General features: G+C 43.0%; 21 protein-coding genes and 2 pseudogenes. 19 read left to right on the forward strand and 4 right to left on the reverse strand.

The window, feature by feature from the left end; all coding sequences use genetic code 11:
- Positions 1-5: 5 nt before the first annotated feature.
- The 13 genes and pseudogenes from P3L57_RS04870 to P3L57_RS04930 all read left to right on the forward strand — a co-directional run bounded on the left by P3L57_RS04870 (position 6) and on the right by P3L57_RS04930 (position 12,123).
- Positions 6-713: a polymer-forming cytoskeletal protein gene (locus tag P3L57_RS04870; protein ID WP_059352593.1), complete on the forward strand. Its 708-nt coding sequence runs from the start codon at positions 6-8 to the stop codon at positions 711-713.
- Positions 714-1,070: 357 nt separating this feature from the next.
- Positions 1,071-2,966 (forward strand): serine/threonine protein kinase PrkA, encoded by a 1,896-nt coding sequence (gene prkA, locus P3L57_RS04875; RefSeq protein WP_024120689.1) that lies wholly within the window; start codon positions 1,071-1,073, stop codon positions 2,964-2,966.
- Between the two features lie 178 nt (positions 2,967-3,144).
- Entirely contained in the window at positions 3,145-4,323 is a 1,179-nt protein-coding gene (gene yhbH / locus P3L57_RS04880) for a sporulation protein YhbH (RefSeq protein WP_059336478.1), read from the forward strand.
- Between the two features lie 159 nt (positions 4,324-4,482).
- The gene (locus tag P3L57_RS04885; protein WP_044156656.1) at positions 4,483-4,947 is read left to right on the forward strand and encodes a MarR family transcriptional regulator; all 465 of its coding nucleotides are present in this window, start codon (positions 4,483-4,485) and stop codon (positions 4,945-4,947) included.
- 35 nt (positions 4,948-4,982) lie between these two features.
- A pseudogene (locus P3L57_RS04890) lies at positions 4,983-5,649 on the forward strand (biotin/lipoyl-containing protein).
- 40 nt (positions 5,650-5,689) lie between these two features.
- The gene (locus P3L57_RS04895; RefSeq protein ID WP_044156655.1) at positions 5,690-7,294 is read left to right on the forward strand and encodes an MFS transporter; all 1,605 of its coding nucleotides are present in this window, start codon (positions 5,690-5,692) and stop codon (positions 7,292-7,294) included.
- A 22-nt stretch (positions 7,295-7,316) separates the two neighbouring features.
- A complete protein-coding gene (locus P3L57_RS04900; RefSeq protein WP_044156653.1) occupies positions 7,317-7,847 on the forward strand; it encodes an NAD(P)H-dependent oxidoreductase in 531 nt (176 codons plus the stop codon).
- Positions 7,848-7,859: 12 nt separating this feature from the next.
- Positions 7,860-8,234, forward strand: a complete 375-nt coding sequence (locus tag P3L57_RS04905) for a hypothetical protein (RefSeq protein WP_044156652.1) — start codon at positions 7,860-7,862, stop codon at positions 8,232-8,234.
- Positions 8,235-8,403: 169 nt separating this feature from the next.
- Entirely contained in the window at positions 8,404-9,183 is a 780-nt protein-coding gene (locus P3L57_RS04910) for a hypothetical protein (protein ID WP_069486288.1), read from the forward strand.
- A gap of 5 nt (positions 9,184-9,188) precedes the next feature.
- Entirely contained in the window at positions 9,189-9,560 is a 372-nt protein-coding gene (locus P3L57_RS04915; protein ID WP_277617508.1) for a GntR family transcriptional regulator, read from the forward strand.
- Positions 9,557-10,255, forward strand: a complete 699-nt coding sequence (locus tag P3L57_RS04920; RefSeq protein ID WP_069486290.1) for an ABC transporter ATP-binding protein — start codon at positions 9,557-9,559, stop codon at positions 10,253-10,255. Before P3L57_RS04915 ends, P3L57_RS04920 begins: the two co-directional genes overlap by 4 nt.
- A 16-nt stretch (positions 10,256-10,271) precedes the next feature.
- Positions 10,272-11,189 carry an ABC transporter ATP-binding protein gene (locus tag P3L57_RS04925; RefSeq protein ID WP_044156647.1) on the forward strand — a complete coding sequence of 306 codons (918 nt, stop codon included), beginning with the start codon at positions 10,272-10,274 and terminating at the stop codon, positions 11,187-11,189.
- Positions 11,182-12,123 carry an ABC transporter permease gene (locus tag P3L57_RS04930; RefSeq protein WP_069486291.1) on the forward strand — a complete coding sequence of 314 codons (942 nt, stop codon included), beginning with the start codon at positions 11,182-11,184 and terminating at the stop codon, positions 12,121-12,123. The genes P3L57_RS04925 and P3L57_RS04930 overlap by 8 nt, the downstream gene beginning before the upstream one ends.
- 91 nt (positions 12,124-12,214) lie before the next feature.
- On the opposite strand, the gene cspB is transcribed toward P3L57_RS04930, so the two are convergent.
- Positions 12,215-12,418 carry a cold shock-like protein CspB gene (gene cspB / locus P3L57_RS04935; protein WP_010333511.1) on the reverse strand — a complete coding sequence of 68 codons (204 nt, stop codon included), beginning with the start codon at positions 12,416-12,418 and terminating at the stop codon, positions 12,215-12,217.
- 444 nt (positions 12,419-12,862) lie between these two features.
- Here cspB and P3L57_RS04940 point away from each other — a divergent pair, with 444 nt between their 5' ends.
- Entirely contained in the window at positions 12,863-13,693 is an 831-nt protein-coding gene (locus P3L57_RS04940) for a MetQ/NlpA family ABC transporter substrate-binding protein (protein ID WP_069486292.1), read from the forward strand.
- On the opposite strand, the gene P3L57_RS04945 is transcribed toward P3L57_RS04940, so the two are convergent.
- Positions 13,683-14,774, reverse strand: a complete 1,092-nt coding sequence (locus P3L57_RS04945) for a diguanylate cyclase DgcK (RefSeq protein WP_044156642.1) — start codon at positions 14,772-14,774, stop codon at positions 13,683-13,685. The genes P3L57_RS04940 and P3L57_RS04945 overlap by 11 nt on opposite strands.
- A 172-nt stretch (positions 14,775-14,946) precedes the next feature.
- Between P3L57_RS04945 and P3L57_RS04950 the strand changes: the two genes are divergently transcribed.
- Positions 14,947-16,338: an L-cystine transporter gene (locus P3L57_RS04950; protein WP_044156640.1), complete on the forward strand. Its 1,392-nt coding sequence runs from the start codon at positions 14,947-14,949 to the stop codon at positions 16,336-16,338.
- Positions 16,339-16,381: 43 nt separating this feature from the next.
- On the opposite strand, the gene P3L57_RS04955 is transcribed toward P3L57_RS04950, so the two are convergent.
- A complete protein-coding gene (locus P3L57_RS04955) occupies positions 16,382-16,822 on the reverse strand; it encodes a hypothetical protein (protein WP_059293169.1) in 441 nt (146 codons plus the stop codon).
- A 154-nt stretch (positions 16,823-16,976) separates the two neighbouring features.
- Between P3L57_RS04955 and P3L57_RS04960 the strand changes: the two genes are divergently transcribed.
- Positions 16,977-17,546: a YhcN/YlaJ family sporulation lipoprotein gene (locus P3L57_RS04960; protein WP_024120703.1), complete on the forward strand. Its 570-nt coding sequence runs from the start codon at positions 16,977-16,979 to the stop codon at positions 17,544-17,546.
- A gap of 121 nt (positions 17,547-17,667) precedes the next feature.
- Positions 17,668-18,634: pseudogene (locus tag P3L57_RS04965) on the forward strand (gluzincin family metallopeptidase).
- Here P3L57_RS04965 and P3L57_RS04970 read toward each other — a convergent pair.
- Positions 18,566-19,213, reverse strand: coding sequence for a spore coat protein (locus P3L57_RS04970; protein WP_069486293.1), 648 nt, complete (start codon positions 19,211-19,213; stop codon positions 18,566-18,568). The pseudogene P3L57_RS04965 and the gene P3L57_RS04970 sit on opposite strands and share 69 nt — an antisense overlap.
- 144 nt (positions 19,214-19,357) lie before the next feature.
- Between P3L57_RS04970 and P3L57_RS04975 the strand changes: the two genes are divergently transcribed.
- On the forward strand, positions 19,358-22,921 hold the full coding sequence (locus P3L57_RS04975; RefSeq protein ID WP_069486294.1) for a 5'-nucleotidase C-terminal domain-containing protein: 3,564 nt from the start codon (positions 19,358-19,360) through the stop codon (positions 22,919-22,921).
- Positions 22,918-23,511, forward strand: a complete 594-nt coding sequence (gene srtA / locus P3L57_RS04980; RefSeq protein WP_069486295.1) for a sortase SrtA — start codon at positions 22,918-22,920, stop codon at positions 23,509-23,511. The genes P3L57_RS04975 and srtA overlap by 4 nt, the downstream gene beginning before the upstream one ends.
- The last annotated feature ends 22 nt before the right edge of the window (positions 23,512-23,533 follow it).

Here is a 23,533-nt window from a genome sequence, read left to right on the forward strand (position 1 = left end):
ATCATATGGAAACAGTAAAATTAGGGAATTTAAAATTATATGGTGCCGGGCACGCTGCGGGAGGCGCCTATCACCATGTCAGCATCAAAGGTGAAGGTACGGTTGGAGAAGGACTGTCCGCTGCAGGCTGCCGCATATACGGCACAGGCCGTTTTCTCGGGAACGCGGAGACTGAACGGCTGAAAGTATTCGGAGAAAGCGAGTTTGAAGGCGATTTGACTGCGGACAAAATCAGTATATATGGGACGATGCAAGTCAGAGGCGCTCTTCATGTTGGCCGATTGAAGCTGAAGGGTCTGACTGAGGTCGGCGGCAATATGGCAGGGGATTCGTGCGAAGCAAAAGGAAAGCTCAGCGTGAAAGGCGATTGTGAAACCGAATCGTTTCATATCACTGGCTGTGTGGACGTAACAGGTTTGTTGAATGCAGGCGAGATTGATATCCGATTAAGTCATGATGCCAGCCGGGTCCGGGAAATAGGCGGAACGTCCATTACAGTAAAAAAACGTGCGCGTTTTTTTGCGCGAAAAAAAGCGAAACTAACTGCGGAGCTAATTGAAGGAGATAAAATCTATTTGGAAAATACCGAGGCGGCGGTTGTCAGAGGGAAAGAAGTCGTTATCGGGCCAGGCTGTAAAATCGGCACAGTTGAGTTTGAAAACAAATGCGAATGCGATCAGCATTCAAAAATGATGAAAAGAATTAAGTTGTAAAACATTGTTCTGTTACAAAGAAAAAGGGTGCTCTCAGGAGGGAGCACCCTTTTCTTTTTATTCTTTTCCCGGCTTGCTATCGTACCCTGAGGTAAAAATTGATACTAAAAAAGTGACAATGACTCCCATCATGATGATTGTTTTCACCGTCTCTCCCCCTCTTCAATTTTTCCTGCTGTCCGAGTCTGGATGATTCTGTATTTTCTTTATTATGAACGCACGCAGTCTGCCTTGTCAACGCTGTATAAGGTATCTTTATTTTTAAGAAACCAAAGCATGTATCACGAGCTGACGGCATAGATTGTATCAAAGTACCTTTTTTTGCACAGCGCATCAAACATGATAGAGGAGGTCCTTATGGATATATTAAAGAAAATTGAAAAGTACAGAGAGGAAGAGCAGCGTCTGAAATGGGAAGGAACATTCGCTGATTATTTGGAGATTATTAAAGAAAATCCAATGGTCGCGCAATCTGCTCATTCTCGTGTTTTTAATATGATAAAAGACAGCGGGATAGAGGAGATTGACGGACGGAAGAAGTACAGCTTTTTTGACCGCGAGCTGTTCGGGCTTGAAGAATCCCTCGAGCGCCTTGTGGAAGAATATTTTCATCCGGCAGCGAAAAGGCTTGATGTCAGAAAGCGGATTCTGCTTTTAATGGGCCCTGTGAGCGGCGGTAAATCAACGCTGGTCACGATGCTCAAAAAAGGTCTTGAAGCGTACACGCTGACGGATAATGGTGCTGTATACGCGATTAAAGGCTGCCCGATGCACGAGGACCCCCTTCATTTAATCCCCCATCATTTGCGGGAGGATTTTTACAGAGAATACGGCATTCGAATAGAAGGAAGTCTTTCACCATTAAATGTGATGAGGCTGGAGGAAGAGTACGGAGGGCGTATTGAAGATGTGAGGGTGGAGCGGATCTTCTTTTCTGAGGATAAGCGTACGGGAATCGGCACCTTCAGCCCGTCTGACCCGAAATCTCAGGATATTGCCGATTTGACGGGAAGTATTGATTTTTCAACCATTGCCGAGTACGGTTCTGAATCTGATCCGCGCGCCTACCGGTTTGACGGAGAGCTGAACAAGGCGAACCGAGGCATGATGGAGTTTCAGGAGATGCTGAAATGTGATGAGAAGTTTCTCTGGCATTTGCTCTCACTGACACAGGAAGGGAATTTTAAAGCCGGGCGATTTGCGTTAATTTCTGCTGATGAGCTGATCGTAGCTCACACGAATGAAACGGAGTATCGCTCATTTATTTCTAATAAGAAAAACGAAGCCCTGCACTCCAGAATTATTGTGATGCCTGTTCCTTATAACTTAAAAGTGTCTGAGGAGGAAAGAATTTATGAAAAAATGATCGCAGAAAGTGATGTATCAGATGTTCATATTGCTCCTCACACCCTTAAGGTCGCCGCGATGTTTTCAATCCTTACCCGATTAAAAGAGCCGAAGCGGTCTGATATTGATCTGGTGAAGAAAATGAGACTGTATGACGGAGAAAGTGTGGAAGGCTTTAATTCAGTAGACGTTGAGGACATGAAGAAAGAATATAATGATGAGGGGATGAGCGGAATTGACCCGCGCTACGTGATCAACCGCATTTCTTCAACCATTATCAGAAAAAATATGGAGTCGATCAATTCCCTTGATGTTCTCCGTTCTTTAAAAGAAGGACTTGATCAGCATCCGTCTATTTCAAACGAGGATCGGGAGCGGTACTTGAATTTTATTTCCGCAGCACGTAAGGAATATGATGATATTGCGAAGAAGGAAGTCCAAAAAGCGTTTGTGTATTCATATGAAGAATCAGCCAAAACGCTCATGGATAATTATCTCGACAACGTAGAGGCTTATTGCAATAAAAATAAGCTGCGTGATCCTTTGACAGGGGAAGAAATGAATCCGGACGAAAAGCTGATGAGATCGATTGAAGAACAGATCGGCATTTCCGAAAACGCGAAAAAAGCGTTCCGCGAAGAAATCTTAATCCGCATATCCGCGTATGCGAGAAAAGGAAAGCGGTTTGACTACAATTCCCACGAAAGACTGCGTGAAGCCATTCAGAAAAAATTGTTTGCTGATTTGAAGGATGTCGTTAAAATTACGACCTCAACGAAAACGCCTGATGAGCAGCAGCTGAAGAAAGTAAATGAAGTCGTCGCCCGTTTAATTGATGAGCACGGCTACAACTCGACGAGTGCCAATGAGCTGCTGAAATACGTCGGCAGCCTGCTGAACCGATAAGCAAGTGACCCGTCCGAACAGGGCGGGTTGTTTTGTACCATTTTCTAAATAGTTTGTCAATTAACTGTAGTGATGCGCATAAGATGAATATAAATCTTTTCGAAAGACTTGTTTCATAATCTGGCACAAGCCGGAATAGGTATGTATCACGACCATAAATGGTTAAGGAGGGGAATTCATGTCCCAAAATGACAGCGGCCATTTTTTGATTTCTGAGGAAAACTGGTCCCTCCATCGCAAAGGCTTCGATGACCAGCAGCGCCACCAGAAAAAAGTACAGGAAGCCATAAAAAACAATCTCCCGGATCTCGTAACCGAGGAAAGCATTATTATGTCTAACGGCAAAGATGTAGTGAAAATTCCAATCCGCTCACTGGATGAGTATAAAATCCGCTATAACTACGATAAAAATAAACATGTAGGGCAAGGGGACGGCGACAGCCAGGTTGGAGATGTTGTAGCCCGGGACGGATCAGACAAAAAGCAGGGGCCGGGTAAAGGCCAGGGAGCCGGAGATCAGGCAGGCGAAGATTATTATGAAGCAGAAGTTTCACTAATGGATTTAGAAGAAGCGCTCTTCAAAGAATTAGAGCTTCCGAATCTTCAGCAAAAAGAAAGAGATGATATCATCCACACGGATATTGAGTTTAACGATATCCGTAAAACAGGGTTAACCGGTAATATTGATAAGAAAAGAACAATGATGTCGGCTTTTAAACGCAACGCGATGACAGGGAAGCCGTCTTTCTATCCGATTTATCCGGAGGACTTAAAATATAAAACATGGAATGATGTCACGAAGCCTGAGTCAAAAGCTGTCGTGTTAGCAATGATGGATACGAGCGGCAGTATGGGCGTGTGGGAAAAGTACATGGCGAGAAGCTTCTTTTTCTGGATGACCCGCTTTTTACGGACGAAATATGAAACTGTTGAAATTGAATTTATTGCCCATCATACAGAAGCAAAAGTTGTGTCTGAGGAAGATTTCTTTTCAAAGGGAGAAAGCGGCGGAACAATCTGTTCTTCCGTATATCGAAAGTCGCTTGAGCTGATCGATGAAAAATACAGCCCCGCCCGTTATAATATTTACCCTTTTCATTTCTCCGACGGCGACAATCTCACATCTGATAATGCCCGGTGCGTGAAATTGGTGAATGATATTATGAAGAAAGCGAATTTGTTCTGTTATGGCGAGGTCAATCAATACAATAGACACTCGACGTTAATGTCGGCTTATAAAAATGTGAAAGACGAGAAATTCAAATACTATATTTTAAAACAGAAGTCAGACGTTTTTCAGGCGCTGAAGAACTTTTTTAGAAATGAAGAAACTGGCATCAGCCATCAATTATCCTAGTGAAGAGCCCATTTCAGGGCTTTTTTTTATTTAAAAAAAGTAAGAAAGCGATTACGAAAAAAATAAGAAGAAAAAAGGAATTTTTCCTTTGACAAATCTTCTTTCATTTATTAATATTTTATCTTGTGAACTATTATTGAGGAATGAGGTGAAAAGGAGTTGACTGAATCAGAACGTGCTTTGCTCACTTTTGAACAGCTCTTCGATACGTCTCGGTCTATCTATAAAAAACAGAAGAAGATATTGGAGATTGTGCTTGAGCCTTTTGATATTACAGTCCTTCAATATTTACTGATGTTTAAAATTCATCAAAGCGGAAGCACGCCGCTCAGCAAGCTGGCCATGTCTCTTGATCTTAAACCTGCTTCTGTGACCCGGATGACCGATATCCTATATAACCGGCAATTGATGAATCGATATGACAGTCCGGATGACCGCCGTATCGTCATGATTCAGTTAACCGAAGAGGGGGAAGAACTTTTACAGAAAGCCGCTGTGCAATACGCAAAAATGGGCGCGAGCCTGTATCAGAAGCTTGACACGTCTCAGCTTCAATATTTGCGTAAGCTTGCCGGGAGTTTATCAAAACTCGCTGAAGGCTGTGCAGAAAAAAGCGGTAATTGAAAACTTCCCACATATTTTCACCAGCTTTCCACAAAATGATAGAGGAAGAAACGAAAGGAGAAAAACAAAATGAACAGAGGACGTTTAATTCTGACCAACATTATCGGTTTGATTGTTGTTCTTGCAATTATAGGCGGAGGTGCTTACTACTATTATCAAAGCACAAACTACGTAAAAACAGATGAAGCAAAAGTAGCCGGCGATATGGCAGCTATCTCAGCTCCAGCAGCAGGTAAAGTATCCGATTGGGATCTTGAAGAAGGAAAAACAGTGAAAAAAGGCGACACAGTTGCAAAAATCAAAGGTGAACAAACTGTTGATGTGAAATCCATCATGGATGGAACAATTGTGAAAAACGAAGTGAAAAACGGACAAACCGTACAGGCTGGTACAACAATTGCGCAAACGATTGACATGGACAACCTGTACATCACAGCAAATATTAAAGAAACAGATATTGCGGATATTGAAGTAGGAAATAGTGTAGACGTAGTCGTTGACGGAGATCCTGATACAACTTTTGACGGTACTGTAGAAGAAATTGGCTATGCGACGAACTCAACTTTTGATATGCTTCCATCTACAAATTCAAGCGGAAACTACACAAAAGTAACGCAAAAAGTTCCTGTTAAAATTTCAATTAAAAACCCATCTGATAAGGTGCTTCCAGGTATGAATGCATCTGTTAAGATTTCTGAGTAAAACAGATCAGTCATCAAACCATGAAAGGAGGTTGTCTTAGATGGCTACAGGCAAAGAAAAAAATACAAAAAGCCCTATGACATTGCTGATTGTGCTAATGGCGGGTTTGTTTTTGGCAATACTAAACCAAACATTGCTTAACGTCGCAATGCCGCACTTAATGACAGAATTTGGCGTAAGTGCAACGACGATTCAGTGGCTGACAACAGGTTACATGCTTGTTAACGGCGTATTGATTCCGTTATCTGCCTTCCTGATTACACGTTTTGGCCAACGGAGTCTCTTTCTCGTCGCCATGTTCTGTTTTACGCTCGGTACGTTAGTCTGCGGTATCGCACCTAACTTCTCTGTAATGCTGATCGGCCGTTTGATCCAGGCCGTGGGCGGAGGTATCTTGCAGCCGCTCGTTATGACAACCATTCTGTTAATCTTCCCGCCTGAAAGCAGGGGGAAAGGAATGGGGATTTTCGGACTTGCGATGATGTTTGCTCCAGCGGTCGGCCCGACTCTTTCTGGGTGGATTATTGAGCATTACACATGGCGCATTATGTTTTACGGACTTGTGCCGGTCGGCGCAATTGTTATCATCGTGGCTTTCTTCATCTTTAAGAATCTGGTGGAGCCGCAAAAAATCAAACTCGACACACTTGGAGCGATCCTCTCAATTGTCGGTTTCGCATCCTTATTATACGGAGTCAGTGAAGCGGGTTCTGACGGCTGGACCGACCCGGTTGTACTGTCTACAGTTATAATCGGCGTCATTGCAATTATTGCTTTTGTTGTTCAGCAATTGCGCCATGATGATCCGATGCTTGATTTCAGAGTGTTTAAATACGACATTTTCTCACTCTCAAGTGTTATTAATATCATTATTACAGTGGCACTTTACACTGGTATGTTCCTGTTACCGATCTATCTGCAAAATCTGGTCGGATTTACGGCGCTTCAATCCGGTCTGCTTCTGCTTCCAGGTGCGATCGTGATGCTGATCATGTCACCGATCTCTGGTATTTTGTTTGATAAATTCGGCCCGAGACCGCTTGCGATTATCGGTCTGGTCGTGACAGTGGTGACAACATTCCAATATACGCAATTGACCATCGATACACCGTATACACACATTATGCTTGTATACTCAATTCGCGCATTCGGTATGTCACTCTTAATGATGCCTGTCATGACAGCCGGGATGAACCAGCTTCCTGCCCGTCTGAACAGTCACGGAACGGCGATGAGCAACACGCTCCGCCAAATCAGCGGATCAATTGGAACAAGCTTAATTACGACGATTTATACAAACCGCACGACATTCCATTATTCACAAATTGCAGATAAAACAAGCACGGCGGACCCGAACTTCCTCCATGCGTTCCAAAATGCAGTTTCGAATATAATGGTGAATATGAATGTGCCTTATGAAACAGCGAAAACGTATGTTTACTCACATATTTATAAACACGCGACACTCGATTCAAACGTCATGGGGATTAATGACGCCTTTATGTGGGCGACATTATTCTGTGTGGCAGGTGTGATTCTCAGTCTTTTCCTGCGTGATGTCAGAAAAGATAAATTGCGTGCGGAGAAAAAGAAAAAAGAGGAGCTTTCATTGCTTCCGGCTCCAAAAGAAGTTAAGGAATCTTAAACTGTACAGGGAGGTTTCCTGAATGAAAATTTATGTAGTGTATGACAGTGAAGGCGAACATACAAAGGTATTGGCAGAAGCGATTGCTGAAGGCGCTCGGGAAAACGACGCGGCTGAAGTATTCATCGACCACGTAGATCAGGCGGATATCCGCCAGCTTAAAGACATGGACGCGATTATTTGGGGATGCCCCGGGCATTTCGGAACAATCAGTGCAGGTTTGAAAACTTGGATCGACAGACTCGGCTACTTATGGGCTGAAGGCGAGCTGATCAACAAAGTCGGCGCAGTATTCTGCACAACGGCAACAACACACGGCGGCTTGGAAATGACAATGCACAACTTAATCACGCCAATGTTCCACCAAGGGATGATTGTTGTCGGTTTACCTGGCAATGTGCCTGAAAACGCGCTGTACGGTTCTTACTACGGAGCGGGCGTCACTTGCCCGGTAGACAGTGATGAGTTAATGTCTGAGGAAGGTATCCAGCTGGGCCGCGCATTAGGAAGACGCGTCAGCCAAGTCACAGGAAACTTAACAGCCGGACAGTAAGGAGAGGTTAAAATGGCCATTATTATAGCAATTATTGCTGCTGTCATTGTGATTGCGGGCCTTATCACGTATAACGTCCGCAACGCCTCTGCTGGACTCGAGAAGCGAGAATCAGCTGAAAAAATCGCCCCTCCAGAAGAGGAAGAAAACGAAGCACAATACCCTGCTGAAGCAAGGGCTGCTGAGCATGTCCCAGCCGTTGTAAAAACTGACTCTGAAAAAGAGAAAAGTGACTCAATTGGGGATGACTTCTACAGGCAGGCGCTTCAAAAGTTTAAGCATTCTGAGGAAGATCAGAAAGACAAAGAGGTCACTGAACAAAGTGACAAAATGCAGGACAGCAGTTATCGTGATGCGCTGCTCTCCATGAAAAATAAAAAGAAATAATATCAAAGGCAAATCCGTTTACTCATGGCGGGTTTGCTTTTTTTATGCTGTTTAAATGCATAAAACTTGGTTTTTTATAAAATAAATCCATGGAATATGTTGTATTTCAAAAAGTTCTAGTGTACTATTTGAGTCATACACTTCATGAGTGTTTTTAGGAGGAAAAACAATGAAACCGTTTTGGGGTTTAGTAAAAAAGGATTTGAGACTGTCAATAATGCGGTTTTTTGCATGTCTCGGTGCAGTCATACTTTTAGCTGCCGGAAGCTTTTTATTAGAACGATTGACTGAAGAACCTTTAGCTGCTTTTGGATGCTGGGTAATGCTTGCCATTTTTCAAGTGTTTTTAGCTCCTTTGCTGATCTACAATAGTCTTCGTGTAGAGGGGAAAAACCAGCTATGGTTATATAATCCGAACGGCGCAGCCGCGCTTTTACTCTCGAAACTGACTGCCGGTCTTGTCTATCAATTTATTTTTCAGTTTTTGATTTCAGTTTACGGAGTCTTTCTTTATCAATACCTTAACTCAAAAACGCTCATTGCTGATCAAGTTCCGCTTGCAGGCACTATACTGATCTTTAATCTTTATGGGCTGGTATTTACTGCTTATCTTTCCTGTGCGGTGATCCTGCTGTGGAATGTGTTTCATTCTTTAAAATCGAGTTCTTCCCTCATCTGGCGGTTTCGCTGGTTCATTTGTATGTTACTGGGGATAGGGTGGTTTTATGCAGAGGACCATTTGATCATGCCTTGGCTGACACCGCTGGATAAACTGTATTATTTCACAACGTATGGAGATGTCGGTTTTACATACAAGGGATCGTTAGGGTGGAGCGTGGAATTAAACATCTTTCATCTTCCATATCCGTCTATTATTGTCATGCTGGTTTTGGCAGCTGTATTTCTTTTTCTGGCTTCCAGGCTCCTGCAGCGAAAAGTTGAGGTGTAGAGAACATGAGACAAGACTTTCAATCCTCTAAACCGATTTATTTGCAAATTGCTGATCAAATCTTTTATAGGCTGGTCAGACAGGAGCTTGTTCCCGGAGACAAGCTGCCGTCTGTCAGAGAAATGGCAATTCAAACAAAAGTAAATCCGAATACGATTCAAAGAACCTACAGTGAAATGGAAAGGCTGGGAATTGTGGAGACAAGAAGAGGGCAAGGGACGTTTATCGCTGAAAAAGCTGAAATCGTGGATGAACTGAAAGAGAGGCTTATCCGTGAAGTGTTTGAAAGCTTTATTCATCAAATGGCAGAGCTGGGATTAACAAAAGAAGAAATGCTGGCAGGCATTAAAAAATACACGGAAGGAGGACAGGAATGAATATTGTATTTGACAATGTGTCTAAGAGATACGGCGGCCACACGGCGCTAAACAATATATCCTTCACTTTATATCCGGGAAAAATTTACGGTTTTTTGGGCTCGAATGGCAGCGGGAAATCGACAACCTTGAAATTAATCGCCGGATTGATGTTTCCTACTTCAGGTTCAGTGCAAGCGGGTGAACAGCCTGTAACAAGAGACATGATCAAGCAGACGGCTTATCTAACAGAGTTAGACATGTTTTATCCCGGATTTACGGTGAAAGATATGCTCGATTTTTACGAATCACAGTTCCCTGACTTTCAGATGGAAAAAGCCTATCAGCTGCTTGAGGAAATGCAGCTGAAGCCTAAAAAAAAGATAAAGCAGCTTTCCAAGGGGAATCGAGGCCGTCTTAAAATTGTGCTGGCACTATCAAGAAAAGCTTCCGTCATTCTGCTGGACGAGCCTTTTTCCGGTCTTGATCCAATGGTCAGGGATTCAATCGTAAACAGCCTCGTTTCTTATATTGATTTTGAGCAGCAGATCGTTGTCATTGCGACACATGAAATTGATGAAATTGAAATCCTGCTTGACGAGGTCATCGTGCTCGCCGACGGAGAAAAAATGGCGCAGCGTGATGTGGAAGAGATTCGCGAGCAGGAAGGTATGTCCGTGCTGCAATGGTTTAAAACGAATATGGAAGTTTACTAGAAAGAGGAGGAATTTGATGAAAACAGTATTGGAATTAAAAAATGTGACAAAAAACATCAGAGGCCGGACGATCATTGATCATCTGAGCTTTTCGATTCGCGAAGGCGAAGTATTTGGATTTCTGGGACCGAACGGAGCAGGGAAAACGACGACAATCAGAATGATGGTCGGTTTAATGAAGCTATCACAAGGCGATGTGCTCATTTGCGGCCAATCAATCACGAAAGATTATGCCAAGGCAATCAAACATATCGGGGCTATTGTAGAGAATCCAGAGCTGTATAAATTCTTAAGCGGATATAAAAATCTCCAGCAATACGCAAGGATGGTAAAGGGTGTCACGAAGGAAAAAATTGATGAAGTGGTAGAACTGGTAGGCCTCAAAGAAAGAATCCATGATAAAGTGAAAACCTACTCTCTGGGAATGAGACAGCGTCTCGGCTTGGCACAATGCCTTCTGCACGATCCGAAAGTGCTGATTTTGGATGAACCGACAAACGGCCTTGATCCGGCGGGAATCAGAGAAATCAGGGACCATTTAAAGAAGCTGACGCGAGAAAGAGGAATGTCTGTCATCGTATCAAGCCATCTGCTGTCAGAAATGGAACTGATGTGTGACCGAATTGCGATTATTCAAAAAGGAAAGCTTATCGACATTCAGAATGTAAGAGATGAAATAACTGATGAAAAGGATACATATTTCTTCCATGTGGAGCAGCCGAAGGAAGCTGCTGCGATTCTAAAAGAATATGATTCGGTAATCAAGACAAACGGTTTGGAAATCAAACTGGCTAAAGAGGACGTCCCTGCAGTCATTGAATTGCTGGTCATGCAGCAAATCCGTATTTATGAAGTCAAAGTGATTACAAAATCATTAGAGGACCGTTTCTTAGAAATCACAGGCGAAGCAAAAGAGGAGGTTCAACATGCTTAATTTGATTTATAATGAGTGGATCAAAATTTTCAGCCGTGTCGGAACATGGGTGATGATCGGAATTCTTGCTTTGACAATGATCGGGTGGGCATTTTTAACAAACCACTTTTCGACCGATGAAGCAAATCCGAAGTGGAAAGAAACGCTTCAAGCACAAAATGCTGATTTGAAGAAGGCAATGAAAGAAGATCCTTCCCTGAAAGGACAATATGAAGAAACGATCACAATCAATAACTATCGCATTGAACATAATATCCCGAGTGACACTGGATATACCGTTTGGTCTTATGTAACGGATTCTGCCGGTTTTACAATCCTTACTGGGCTGTTCACGATTATAATCGCAGCTGGCATCGTCGCAAACGAATTTAACTGGGGTACGGTTAAGCTGTTGATGATCCGGCCGCTCAGCCGTTTTCAAATTCTGCTTTCAAAATATATAACCGTTCTTTTATTTGGTTTCTTATTGCTGTTTATTTTATTTATGGGTTCAACTTTGCTGGGACTGGTCTTTTTCGGAACAGGCGGGGACACTGCCGCGAATGTTCATTTAATTTATAAGGACGGTCATGTATTGGAACAAAACATGCTGGGATATTTGGCCAAAACGTATCTCTCAGAATCTGTTGCGGCTTTAATGCTGGCTACGATGGCATTTATGCTGTCCGCAGTATTTAGAAACAGCTCTCTTGCTGTAGGGTTTTCCATCTTCTTATTGGTAACGGGCACGACAGCCACTGCATTTATAGCGATGAAGTTTGACTGGGCGAAGTATATTTTATTTGCCAATGTTAATCTGATGCAGTATGTAGAGGGAACACCGTTAGTGGAAGGGATGACAACGACTTTCTCTATTGTGATGCTGGCGATTTACTTTGTCGTCTTCCTGTTGCTTGCTTTCGGAATCTTTATGAAACGGGATATTGCGAACTAATGAAAAAAGCTGTTTTGCATAAGCAAAACAGCTTTTTCTTTAAAATAAAAACTGCAGGCGTGCACCTGCAGTTTTTATTATCAATTTATGCTTACGCTTCTTTAGTAACGTTAGCAGCTTGTGGTCCACGGTTTCCTTCAACGATTTCGAAAGAAACTGATTGGCCTTCTTCTAAAGTTTTGAAGCCTTCGCCTTGAATAGCAGAGAAATGAACGAATACATCGTCTTGACCTTCTACTTCGATGAATCCGAAACCTTTTTCAGAGTTGAACCATTTTACTTTACCTTCTAACATGAAATTTCCTCCTAAAGCGATCATAACGCTTAAATTCACTATTCTTGCTCTAAAACAAACTTCCAAGACGAAAACTCTTACAAAACTTTCTTCTTAAAGATAGTTCGAACAAAAATAATTACCTTTACTCTACCAGTAATTTTGAGAAAAAACAACTGTTAAACGAAACTTTTTTCGGAAAATAACATATTATTTTTCATTTTGATATTTATTTGCCGAAATGTATCTGTTTTTTCGATACGTGATCATATGTTTGCAGGACTTTTTACTTTAATATCTCTTTACGGAAAGGCAGGGTAATAGTAATTGACAACCCTATCTGATATGAGTAAGGTAAAGTTAACCAATGTTACAAATGACAACGTTTATCAACGAAGAGCGTCTGATTTTTATGTCTGATATTGCTTGCATGCTCTAATAAATAGATAGGAGTATGGTGTCACAATGAAAAAGTGGCTTGTATGCAGTTTGATTCTTATTCTTTTCATTTCATTTACTGCATGCTCACCGTCTGCAGAACATGAAACGATAAAAATTGGAATTGCTGAGTCGGACGAAGCGATATGGAACTATATTGTAAAAAAGGCTGAAGCGGAAGGGCTTGATATTCAGCTGATTCCATTCTCTGATTATGCAGAATCAGATATTGCGCTGGCTAACAAAGAGATTGATGCGAATGCTATTCAATCCATTTCATATTTTCAGTCGTTTTCAAAGAAATACAAACATAAACTGGCGCCGCTCGGCACGACATACATAGCGCCTATGGGCATTTATTCAAAACGTTATCAGCGAATCAAAGATATTCCGCGCGGTGCTGTTGTTGCTGTCCCGGATGAAGCGCTCGATTTTGGGCGAGCCCTTACGCTGCTGCAGGAATCGGGTTTGCTTACTTTGAAGAACGGATTTAATGGAACCGGTTCAATTGATGTGATAAAAGATAATCCGAAACACTTGAAATTGAAAACCGTACGCCAACAGGATGTATTGAGCGGAGCCGACGTGTTTGTGATGAAAACAGCCGCCGCAAAAAAAGCGGGGCTGAACCCGCAGAAGCATACATTAAAGGGCGCCAGGCAAACCGGGAAGGAAGATATGAATGTAATTGTTGTCAGAGCTGAGGACAGAGATCGCGAAACACTGCAAACCATCCTTGAACTCTATCAATCAGATGATACAGCGGCATTTATAGAGAAAGAGTATCAAGGGATGCTTGTTCCCGCTTTTTTGCCTTTACATCGTCTTTCAGATTGGAAGAATGAATTCAAAACATGAATTCATTCTTTTTTTTGGAAAACCATACTTTGTTTCGGCCGTTTTCTTTCGCTTTATACAGCATTTGATCAGCAAGAACCGGCAAGGTTTCCGGCTTATCTGTGTTTCGGGGGTAATGGGCTACTCCCAGTGAGGCCGTAACGGAAAGCTTTTCCCCGTTTGTTAATACAATCGGTGTATGACTAATCGAGTGCCTGATCCGTTCGGCGATTTGGAATGCTTTCTCAGGCGTGCAATTTGGCAAGAGGACGGCAAATTCCTCGCCGCCGATCCGTGCGGCAGGATCAGTGTTGCGGATATTTTGTTTTAGTCGGGATCCCAGCTCTTTTAGAACCTGATCCCCCTCATGATGGCCGTATTGATCGTTAATCGTTTTAAAGTGATCGATATCCATATAAATAAGCGAAAATTGTAAAGATGGAGTGTGTGCAGCCTGTTGATACAGGTCTTTTGTGATTTCTTCAAACTTTCTGCGGTTATAAATACCTGTCAAAAAGTCAAAGTGCGCCTGGAACTTATACTGTTTAAATAAAAGATGTGCATTTGTTTCATGCTCGATAATATATAGGCTGAGCATGCCGCCGATAATTGAAATCAGCCAAAAGTAAAAGTGAAGCTTAAGTGAATGGATATCAACAAATACATAGAAGAAAAAGGAGATGAAACCATTTGAAATGATTAAAAGCAACAGAACGTGTTTCAGCTGAACTTTTTCTCTCCTTGATGCAATAAGTGACAGCACGGCAGCGATACAAATTGTAATCATGGAATACAGCGCTGATTCATTCAAGCTGATCAGCATGCGGCCTGCTGCGATTATTATCAGAGCTGTCGCTGTAGACACCCAGCCTCCATAAAGAGCGGCGATCATAATAGGGATATTTCTAAAATCTATGATTGAATGGTGATACGTCAAACCAAAATTCATAAGAATAACCCCGAGGAGACCGCAGGCAGTTCCTTTTATTAACTGAAAGGACAGGCGGTCTTTTTTATGTATTAACCTTTCTTTAAACAGGTGGGTGAACAGATAATTAAATGTGATTAAAATGGTCAAATTTACGAACAGTTCTTTCAGCAATATTATCACCCTTATATAAGTTACTAAAGAAAGGGGGTAATGAAAAGAACAAAAACGGTATTCATTGGGTTTTTTTATCAAAATATTGATGCTGGAATAATTCTTACTTGAACTATCGGAATTTGTGTAATATAGTATATAAGAAAAATTTTGAAGGGAGAGTTTGCCTCAATTGGAGACTTTGCTAGTCATTTTGCACGTATTTATTTTACTTTTACTCATTATTGGGCTATTTGCCATGCAGAAGAAACATGTTTCTTTTTCAAAACGTGTGTTTACTGCCCTGGGGCTGGGGATCGTTTTTGGATTTGCGCTTCAGCTGATATACGGTCCGACTTCAAACATTGTGGTTCAAACAGCCGACTGGTTTAATATTGTCGGGGGCGGATATGTCAAATTGCTTCAGATGATTGTCATGCCGCTTGTTTTTATTTCCATTCTAGGCGCTTTTACAAAGATGAAGCTGACAAAAAATCTCGGGAAAATCAGCGGTTTGATTATCGGGATTTTGGTTGCGACTACAGCGGTAGCCGCGGCGGTTGGTATTGCGTCCGCCCTTTCCTTTGATCTTCATGCGATTCAGGTTGATCAAGGAAATACAGAGCTTTCTAGAGGACAGGAGCTTGAACAGAAATCAGAGGAGATGACAGCGAAAACACTGCCGCAGCAAATGATTGAGCTGCTTCCTGGAAATCCGTTTTTGGATTTTACAGGGGCTAGACCGACATCAACTATCGGAGTCGTTATTTTTGCCGCTTTTCTGGGCATTGCATTTCTAGGTGTGAGACGGAAACAGCCGGAACAGGCTGAAACGTTCAAAAAACTGATTGATGCTGTTTACGCCATTGTCATGCGTGTTGTTACTCTCATTTTGAGACTGACGCCTTACGGTGTGCTGGCCATTATGACAAAAACGATTGCGACAAGTGATATTGACAGCATTTTGAAACTGGGTATGTTTGTCATTGCTTCATATGCCGCGTTAATTGTAATGTTTATCATCCACTTGCTTCTGCTGACGATCAGCGGATTAAATCCGGTTGTTTATTTGAAAAAAGCGCTGCCTGTACTCGTGTTTGCATTTACGTCACGATCAAGCGCAGGCGCTTTGCCGCTGAATATTAAAACACAAAGAAGCTTGGGTGTCCCGGAAGGAATTGCGAATTTCGCCGGCTCGTTCGGGCTATCTATCGGCCAAAATGGCTGTGCCGGGATTTATCCGGCTATGCTGGCGATGATGATTGCCCCGACAATCGGTCAAAATCCGTTTGATCCGGCGTTTATTATCTCAGTGATCGCGGTTGTTGCCATCAGTTCGTTTGGTGTCGCCGGAGTTGGCGGCGGAGCTACATTCGCAGCGCTGCTCGTTTTATCAGCGTTAAATATGCCCGTCGCGCTCGCCGGTTTACTAATCTCTATCGAACCGTTGATTGACATGGGACGTACTGCGCTGAATGTCAGCGGAAGTATGACATCAGGCCTGATTACCAGCAAAGTTACGAAGGAAATAGATTCTGGTGTATTCCAAGATCGATCCAATGTGATCGAAGCGGAAGAAGCCTAGTCATATTAAAACGTGTAATCCATTGGAGGATTACACGTTTTTTTTAACGGCCGGGTTCTAAGTCTTCCAGCATTCCCATTACAGTGTTGTCATCCATTACATTCATTGCGCTTTGTTCGAAATGGATTGGCTCTGCATATTGCTGCTGTCTTTTTCTGGCTGTTGTTGTGTCCGTTTGACGATTTTGCTTAGACTGAGACTGATGCTGTTGAGGTTGGCTTTGCTGTTGGCCTGCATGCTGATGCTGCCGGCCATTTTGCTGACGATTTTGAGATTGATCTTGATTATTTCCGCCAAACGCCTGTTTCATCATACCTCCAACATTAGAAAGATCCAACGACTTATTTTGAGCATTCCGGTTGTTCATTTGACCTGTAATAAACCCGCTGATTTTTTGCCGGATCTGCGGGGATAAAGCAGCAACAAGCACAGTTGAACCGATAACTAAGGCTGTAGGACTGATTCCTTTTCGCTGATTGAACAACGTGATCCCTCCTTTATAAGTGTATTGATATTTTCCCCTCTGATTAGACAAATTAACCGTTTTATTTCCCGGGAAAGCATTTCCGCTATTTTTTCATGCATATTTAGAGCCAATTAGAAAAACCTATAAGTAAAGTGATAAAGGAGGAATTCACATGCTTGGAAAAAAACAAGTCCTTGCGTCCATGCTTCTTATCCCTTTGCTTATGACTGGCTGCAGTATGGCCAATCAGGGTGAGGGCAGACGTGATAATGCAGAGCCTGAAAATGTTAACTACCGCAATCCGGCAAATGATAATGGCACAAGAAATATCAACAATGCAAATGATAGCCGTGACAACGTTGACAATAATATGACGAATAATGGTAATGACAATAATGGTAATGATAACCGTAAGTTGGAAGTTGCTGATGATGCAGCCGATAAAATTACCGATATGAAAGAAGTTAAACACGCGAATGTGATTGTTGCCGGAAATCAAGCGTATGTTGCAGTTGTATTAACAAATGGGAAAAAAGAAGTTGGAAAAGATCTGAAAAAGAAAATTTCCGATAAAGTAAGAGACACTGATAAGAACATGGACAATGTTTATGTCTCTGCAAATCCAGACTTTGTTGATCGGATGCAGGGGTATGGCGAACGGATTCAAAATGGTGATCCGATTGCAGGATTCTTTGATGAATTCAGTCAAACAGTACAACGTGTCTTTCCGCAAGCTGAATAACAGATAAAAAGCCGCATAACTTGTGCGGCTTTTTTCTTTGCAGAAATGACACGCTGTGAACTAAGGCTGCATAGAGTAAAAATAAAAGGTACAAGACGGACCGGCTCAGGGAGGGAGACGTTTGCAGGGTGGCATAGGAAAGCGTGCGGCATCCGCTCTATTCCTGTGCGGAGTCCTTGTGATGCTGGCCGTAAGCTCGGCCATCGTATCAAGCACGATGTATATTCTGTCTTTGCCAGGGCAGACATCTGGGATAACGAAAGAACAAGTGACGAAGCACATGAAGAAAGAGTCATTTAAACAGGCCGATGTTTATTACACTTCTAAGGAAAAATCCTTACTGCCATTAACGAAAGAAACGCTAGAATATGCGGTGAGTATTAATCAGGTCATGCTTGACTATTCGAATCATAAGCCTATTGATATTATTTTTTTTTCTAATGAAAAACAGATGGAGGCTTATTCCGGTTTATTGGATGTTGTCGGCTTTTATTCTGAGCGGGAGCAGCTGATCGGATTATTGCCTGAAGAGAAAAAGCAGCTTTTAGAAGGTGATGATGTAGCGGTTTATCTGTATCAGAGATTATTGATTCATGAGTACACACACCATGCGTTTCATCAGAAATTACGGGAGCTCGAAGCAGATCCTGATGAGTTCCCCTTATGGTTCCATGAAGGATTAAGCGAGTGGATCGCGAACTATGAATTGCTCATAGATCCGATCACGTTTACTGTCGTGCCGTTTGACCGTTTGCAGACAGATCAGAACTGGCAGGAAGCTCGATCGGAATATGAAACCGATGTTTATTTGCAAAGCTTTTATATGATCAATGAGCTGACGGAAACATATGGGAAAGACATTATTTTGGAGATTATAAAGGAAACAGCGAAAAAAGGGGATTTTAAAAAAGGGTTTAAAGCGGCGACGCAGGATAGCCTTTATCAATTTGAAAAAGATTTTACCAGAAGGTTTGAAGAAAATGCGGCATTGGATAGTTTCTATCCAATGCCTTTTTTATTTAATGAAGTCCCTGCTGGCCCATACCGCCTTGAGTCGGAGGCATTTGTCCTTGTGCAGGGGCAAATGAATTTCTCAGTTGTTCCATATCCTGCGCTTCAAGCTGCGGAACCTGGTAATAACCATGTTTGTTTTGGTAAAGGAAAATCTCAAAAGCCATTTCGACATACTGCTGAATTTGCGCAGACAGTACACGTCTTACGGCCGGATTTGTCATTTCTAGAGAAGCCATCGTGAGCATAGATGCCTGTGCCTTAACAGCGCAAAGCATTTGGCGGCTGATGATGCTGTCATCAATGTCATTCATGGATTGAACAGGTTTCTTAGGCTGTGCCGGCTGCATACCGTAAACAGTCTGGTTGTCTTCTTTCATCATATAAGTTGCCGTTTTTTGTGAAGGCTCGCTTCCTGTTTTGAAGCACTCTGCCGTTAAGTTATATTGAGATGTAATGAATTGATATTGACGGTCAAGGATGTTTAATAATTCCTGATCCTTACAGAATTGTCTCAGCATCATAAACTGATCAAGCACAGTAAGCGTTCCGGAAAGCACCTCGTGCATATCAAACATTTCATGTCCGCCGTGATTTTGATGCGGTTTGCCTGGTATCCCTTTATTCTGTGATTGCTGCTGAAATTGCTGATCCAAACCGAATTCCTCCTTTTTTTTCAGATCAGCTGTATTTTGTGCTTGTCTGCGGTGTTTTATGCAGCGCCTGACAGGATTTATATGCTGATTGTCGAAGTGATTAGCAAATAAACGAATTATGCAAGATGTAAGGGAGGAAAATTGATGAGGCGTTTTTTGCATGTTGTTTTGATCATACTTTTCATTTTCTTGAATGTTATGTCCGCTTATGAAGCTGTAAGAGCTGCTGAGCCAGAACCAATATCGGTTGAAAAAGCGATACAGCAAAAAGAGGGTCAAGCTCTTGTCGAAGGATATACAATCGGCCAAGCCGTTTCACCTCAGCATTACAATCTGACAAGCCCTTTTTCAAATGATTATAACGTTGCTATAGCGGACAGCAAAAACGAGACATCACCCGATCACATTCTTCCCGTGCAAATCCCCTCCGCGTTTAGAAGCCAATTCGGACTGCAAACGAACCCGCTGCTTCTTGGAAAAAAGATAGCTGTTCAAGGCGAGCTTGAACATTATTTTAATACGACAGGTCTTAAGAAGGTTCAGTCAATAATCTTAAAGGATGACGCTGAACCTCCGCCGGCAGCACAGCCTACTACAATACAGGAAGCGCGCGGCCGAATGAATGAACATGTCACGATTAAAGGCGTTGTTACTGCCGATCAGAGCACAATCGGAGGCGGAAAGCTGTCGACCTTTATGCAGGATGACACAGGCGGCATCAACATTTATTCGGCAGCGCCAGAGAATTTCCCTGAGTTAAAAGAAGGAATGGACATTACGGTGACAGGGAAAATAACGACTTACCAAGGGCTTACTGAAATAGTTCCGGATACATCAGGCATCCGTATTACCCAATCAAATCAGCCTCTCCCTGTCCCTGAATTTTCAACGATCAATGAACTGGTCAATGGCAGCTTGGGTGATCAATATGAAGGGCGTCTTGTAACAGTCAAAGCTTATATTTCTTCCATTCCAAATTCTCAAGCAGGCGGCGGTTACAATGTTACGATGATTGATAATGATCACCACGCAATGACACTGCGTGTTATGAGGGAGACAGGTATCATTGATGAACTGACTGAGGATAAATGGTATAAAATCACTGGCGTGTTGAGCAGATATCAATCCCTTCAGCTTCTTCCGCGAAAATCAGGAGACATGAAGCTGCTTCATGAGCAGCCTGCCCCGCCGTCTTCAGAAGGCGAATATGAAACTGTGGTTGATCGCGTTGTAGACGGTGATACCATTCATGTCAAAAAACCGATACTTGGCACGGCAAAAATCCGTTTTGTAAATGTAGACACGCCAGAAACGTACCATACACCTAAAAATGAAGCGGATGAAAATCAATTAAGATTTGGAAAGAAAGCCTCTGACTATTTAAAAACGGTTTTGTCTCCAGGAGATCACATTACTGTAAAAGTCGGCAGCGAAGCCAAGGACAGCTATGGCAGACTTCTTGGACAGGTTGTGACTGAGACAGGGGCAAATGTAAATTTAGAACTCGTGAAAAATGGCTATGCTCCAACATATTTTATTTGGCCTGTTGAAAATGAAGAGGATTATCAGGAATTTCAGGCCGCAGCCGCCAATGCTAAAAAAGAGCAAAAAGGCATTTGGGATGAAGCGGATCCTCTTATGGAAATGCCGTTTGAATTTAGAGCCAGAGACCAGGGGAAAGGGCTGACAAGGTATGTGGGAGACTCATCAAACAAGACCTATGTTTCGCCAGCAGACTGGAAGCAGGTGGCTGTGGAAAACAGGATCTTCTTTTCTTCAGCAGCTGAAGCAGAGAGTGCCGGTTACAAGAAAAAGCAAACCTCCCAAGAAAATATACCGCTTAGGATGTTAAGCATGAACGACTTACATGGGAAAATCGATCAGCAATACGAGCTTGATCTTGATGGAGACGGCACTCCAGATGGCACATTCGGACGCATGGACTATGCAGCTGCCTATTTGAAAGAAAAAAAGGCGGAAAAGAAAAACACGCTCACTGTGCACGCCGGGGATATGATCGGGGGAAGTTCGCCCGTATCATCTCTTCTTCAAGATGAACCAACTGTGGAACTGATGGAGGATATCGGATTTGATGTCGGAACTGTGGGCAATCACGAGTTCGATGAAGGTACGGATGAACTCATGAGAATGTTAAAAGGGGGAGATCACCCGAAAGGCACTAGCGGCTATGACGGACAAAACTTTCCCCTTGTGTGCGCCAATTGTAAAATGAAGTCTACCGGAGAACCCTTTTTGCCGGCTTATGACGTTATAAACGTAGAGGGCATACCCGTTGCTTTTATTGGGGTTGTCACACAGTCGGCGGCAGGAATGGTCATGCCTGACGGAATAAAGGATATTGAGTTTACCGATGAAGTACAAGCGGTAAATGACGCTGCCGAAGAACTGAAGAAAAAAGGCATCAGGGCCATTGCAGTGCTCGCGCATATGTCTGCCGAACAAAACGGCACCACAATTACAGGTGAATCCGCTGACCTTGCAAACAAATCAGATTCTGAGATAGACATCATTTTTGCAGCGCATAACCATAAGGTCGTCAATGGTGAAGTGAACGGCAAGCTGATCGTTCAGGCGTTTGAATACGGAAAAGCGATAGGTGTCGTCGATCTGGAGATTAATAAACAGACAAAAGACATCGTCAAAAAGTCGGCTGAAATCGAATACGTCGATCAAAGCAAGAAAAAACCTGATGCCAGCGCCTCAGTTATTTTAGATAAGTATCAGGCCCTTGCTGAACCGATTATCAGCGAAGTCGTCGGTGAAGCGGCTGTTGATATGGAAGGCGGTTATTCTAATGATGGCGACACACCTCTTGGGAATTTAATTGCTGATGGCATGAGAGCGGCGATGAAAACGGATTTTGCGCTAATGAATGGCGGCGGGATACGGGAAGGACTGAAGAAAGGCCCAATTACATGGGGAGACCTTTATAACATTCAGCCGTTTGGAAATGTGCTGACGAAGCTTGAGATTAAAGGAAAAGATTTGCGGGAGATCATCAATGCGCAAATCTCACCGGTTTTCGGCCCTGACTACAGCATAAGCGGGTTTACGTATACGTGGGATACAGAAACAGGCAAAGCGGTTGATATAAAGATGGCAGACGGAACTGAAATCCAGCCGGATGCTACATACACTTTAACCGTCAATAATTTTATGGCGACGGCGACAGGAGCCAAATACCAGCCAATCGGATTGCTTGGGAAACATCCGGTTACAGGGCCTGAGGATTTAGAAGCGACTGTAGAGTATGTAAAAAGCTTTGATAAGCCGATTTCATATACAAAAGAAGGCAGAATTAAACTGGCTGAAGACAGTCATGCTGAAGACCCAGTCACTGAAGACCCGGCAGACAGTCCGGGAACAGACGATCCGGGCAAGGCAAATCCGACACCTGGGGAAGAACAGCCTGATCTAAGAGAGACTCCGGTTACAGCTCCGGTCCATCAGCTGCCGCCTGCAGTCATTTCGGCTTTTGAAGAATTAACAGAGACCAAACAGCCTGCCACTGCCGCCGGCCGTATCAACACACTGCCTTTGCATAAAGAAAGGGAGGGAAGCGGTTTTGATCATAAGCTTCCGGATACGTCAGCAGGATACTACAACTTTATTGTGATCGGCGCAGCGGTCTCACTGTCCGGAACGTATTTATATATCAGAAGGAAAAGGAGTGCCGCTACGTCGTGAAAAAATATATTCCTCTTGTGATCATTGTGATCGGTCTTGTGATCACAGGCTACGGGGGCTTCAAACTGATTGATACCAGCATGAAAACAGAGCAGACATTAAAAGAAGCAAAAAAGGCGGCTGAACAGCCGCGGGCCATTGCAGGCACGAAGAAAAACGATAATCAAGCCGAGAAAAAATCATCGTTTAAGCCGAAGACCGGCCAAGCAAGCGGCATACTGGAAATACCGAAAATCAATGCGGAGCTTCCGATCGTGGAAGGGACCGATGCGGATGATTTAGAAAAGGGTGTGGGGCATTACAAGGACAGCTATTATCCAGATGAAAACGGGCAAATTGTACTGTCAGGACATCGGGACACCGTGTTTCGCCGGACAGGAGAGCTTGAAAAAGGTGACCGGCTCAATATCATCCTTTCATATGGTGATTTCACATATGAAATTGACAAAACAAAAATCGTGGACAAGGATGATACCTCCATTATTACGCTGCAGCACGAAAAGGAAGAGCTCATTCTGACCACCTGCTACCCTTTTTCATACGTCGGGAATGCCCCGAAACGTTATATTATTTACGGAAAACGTATTTAAAGCCGCAGGACAATCCCTGCGG

Source organism: Bacillus sp. B28 (genome assembly GCF_029536185.1).
GTDB classification, from domain to species: Bacteria; Bacillota; Bacilli; order Bacillales; family Bacillaceae; genus Bacillus; species Bacillus halotolerans.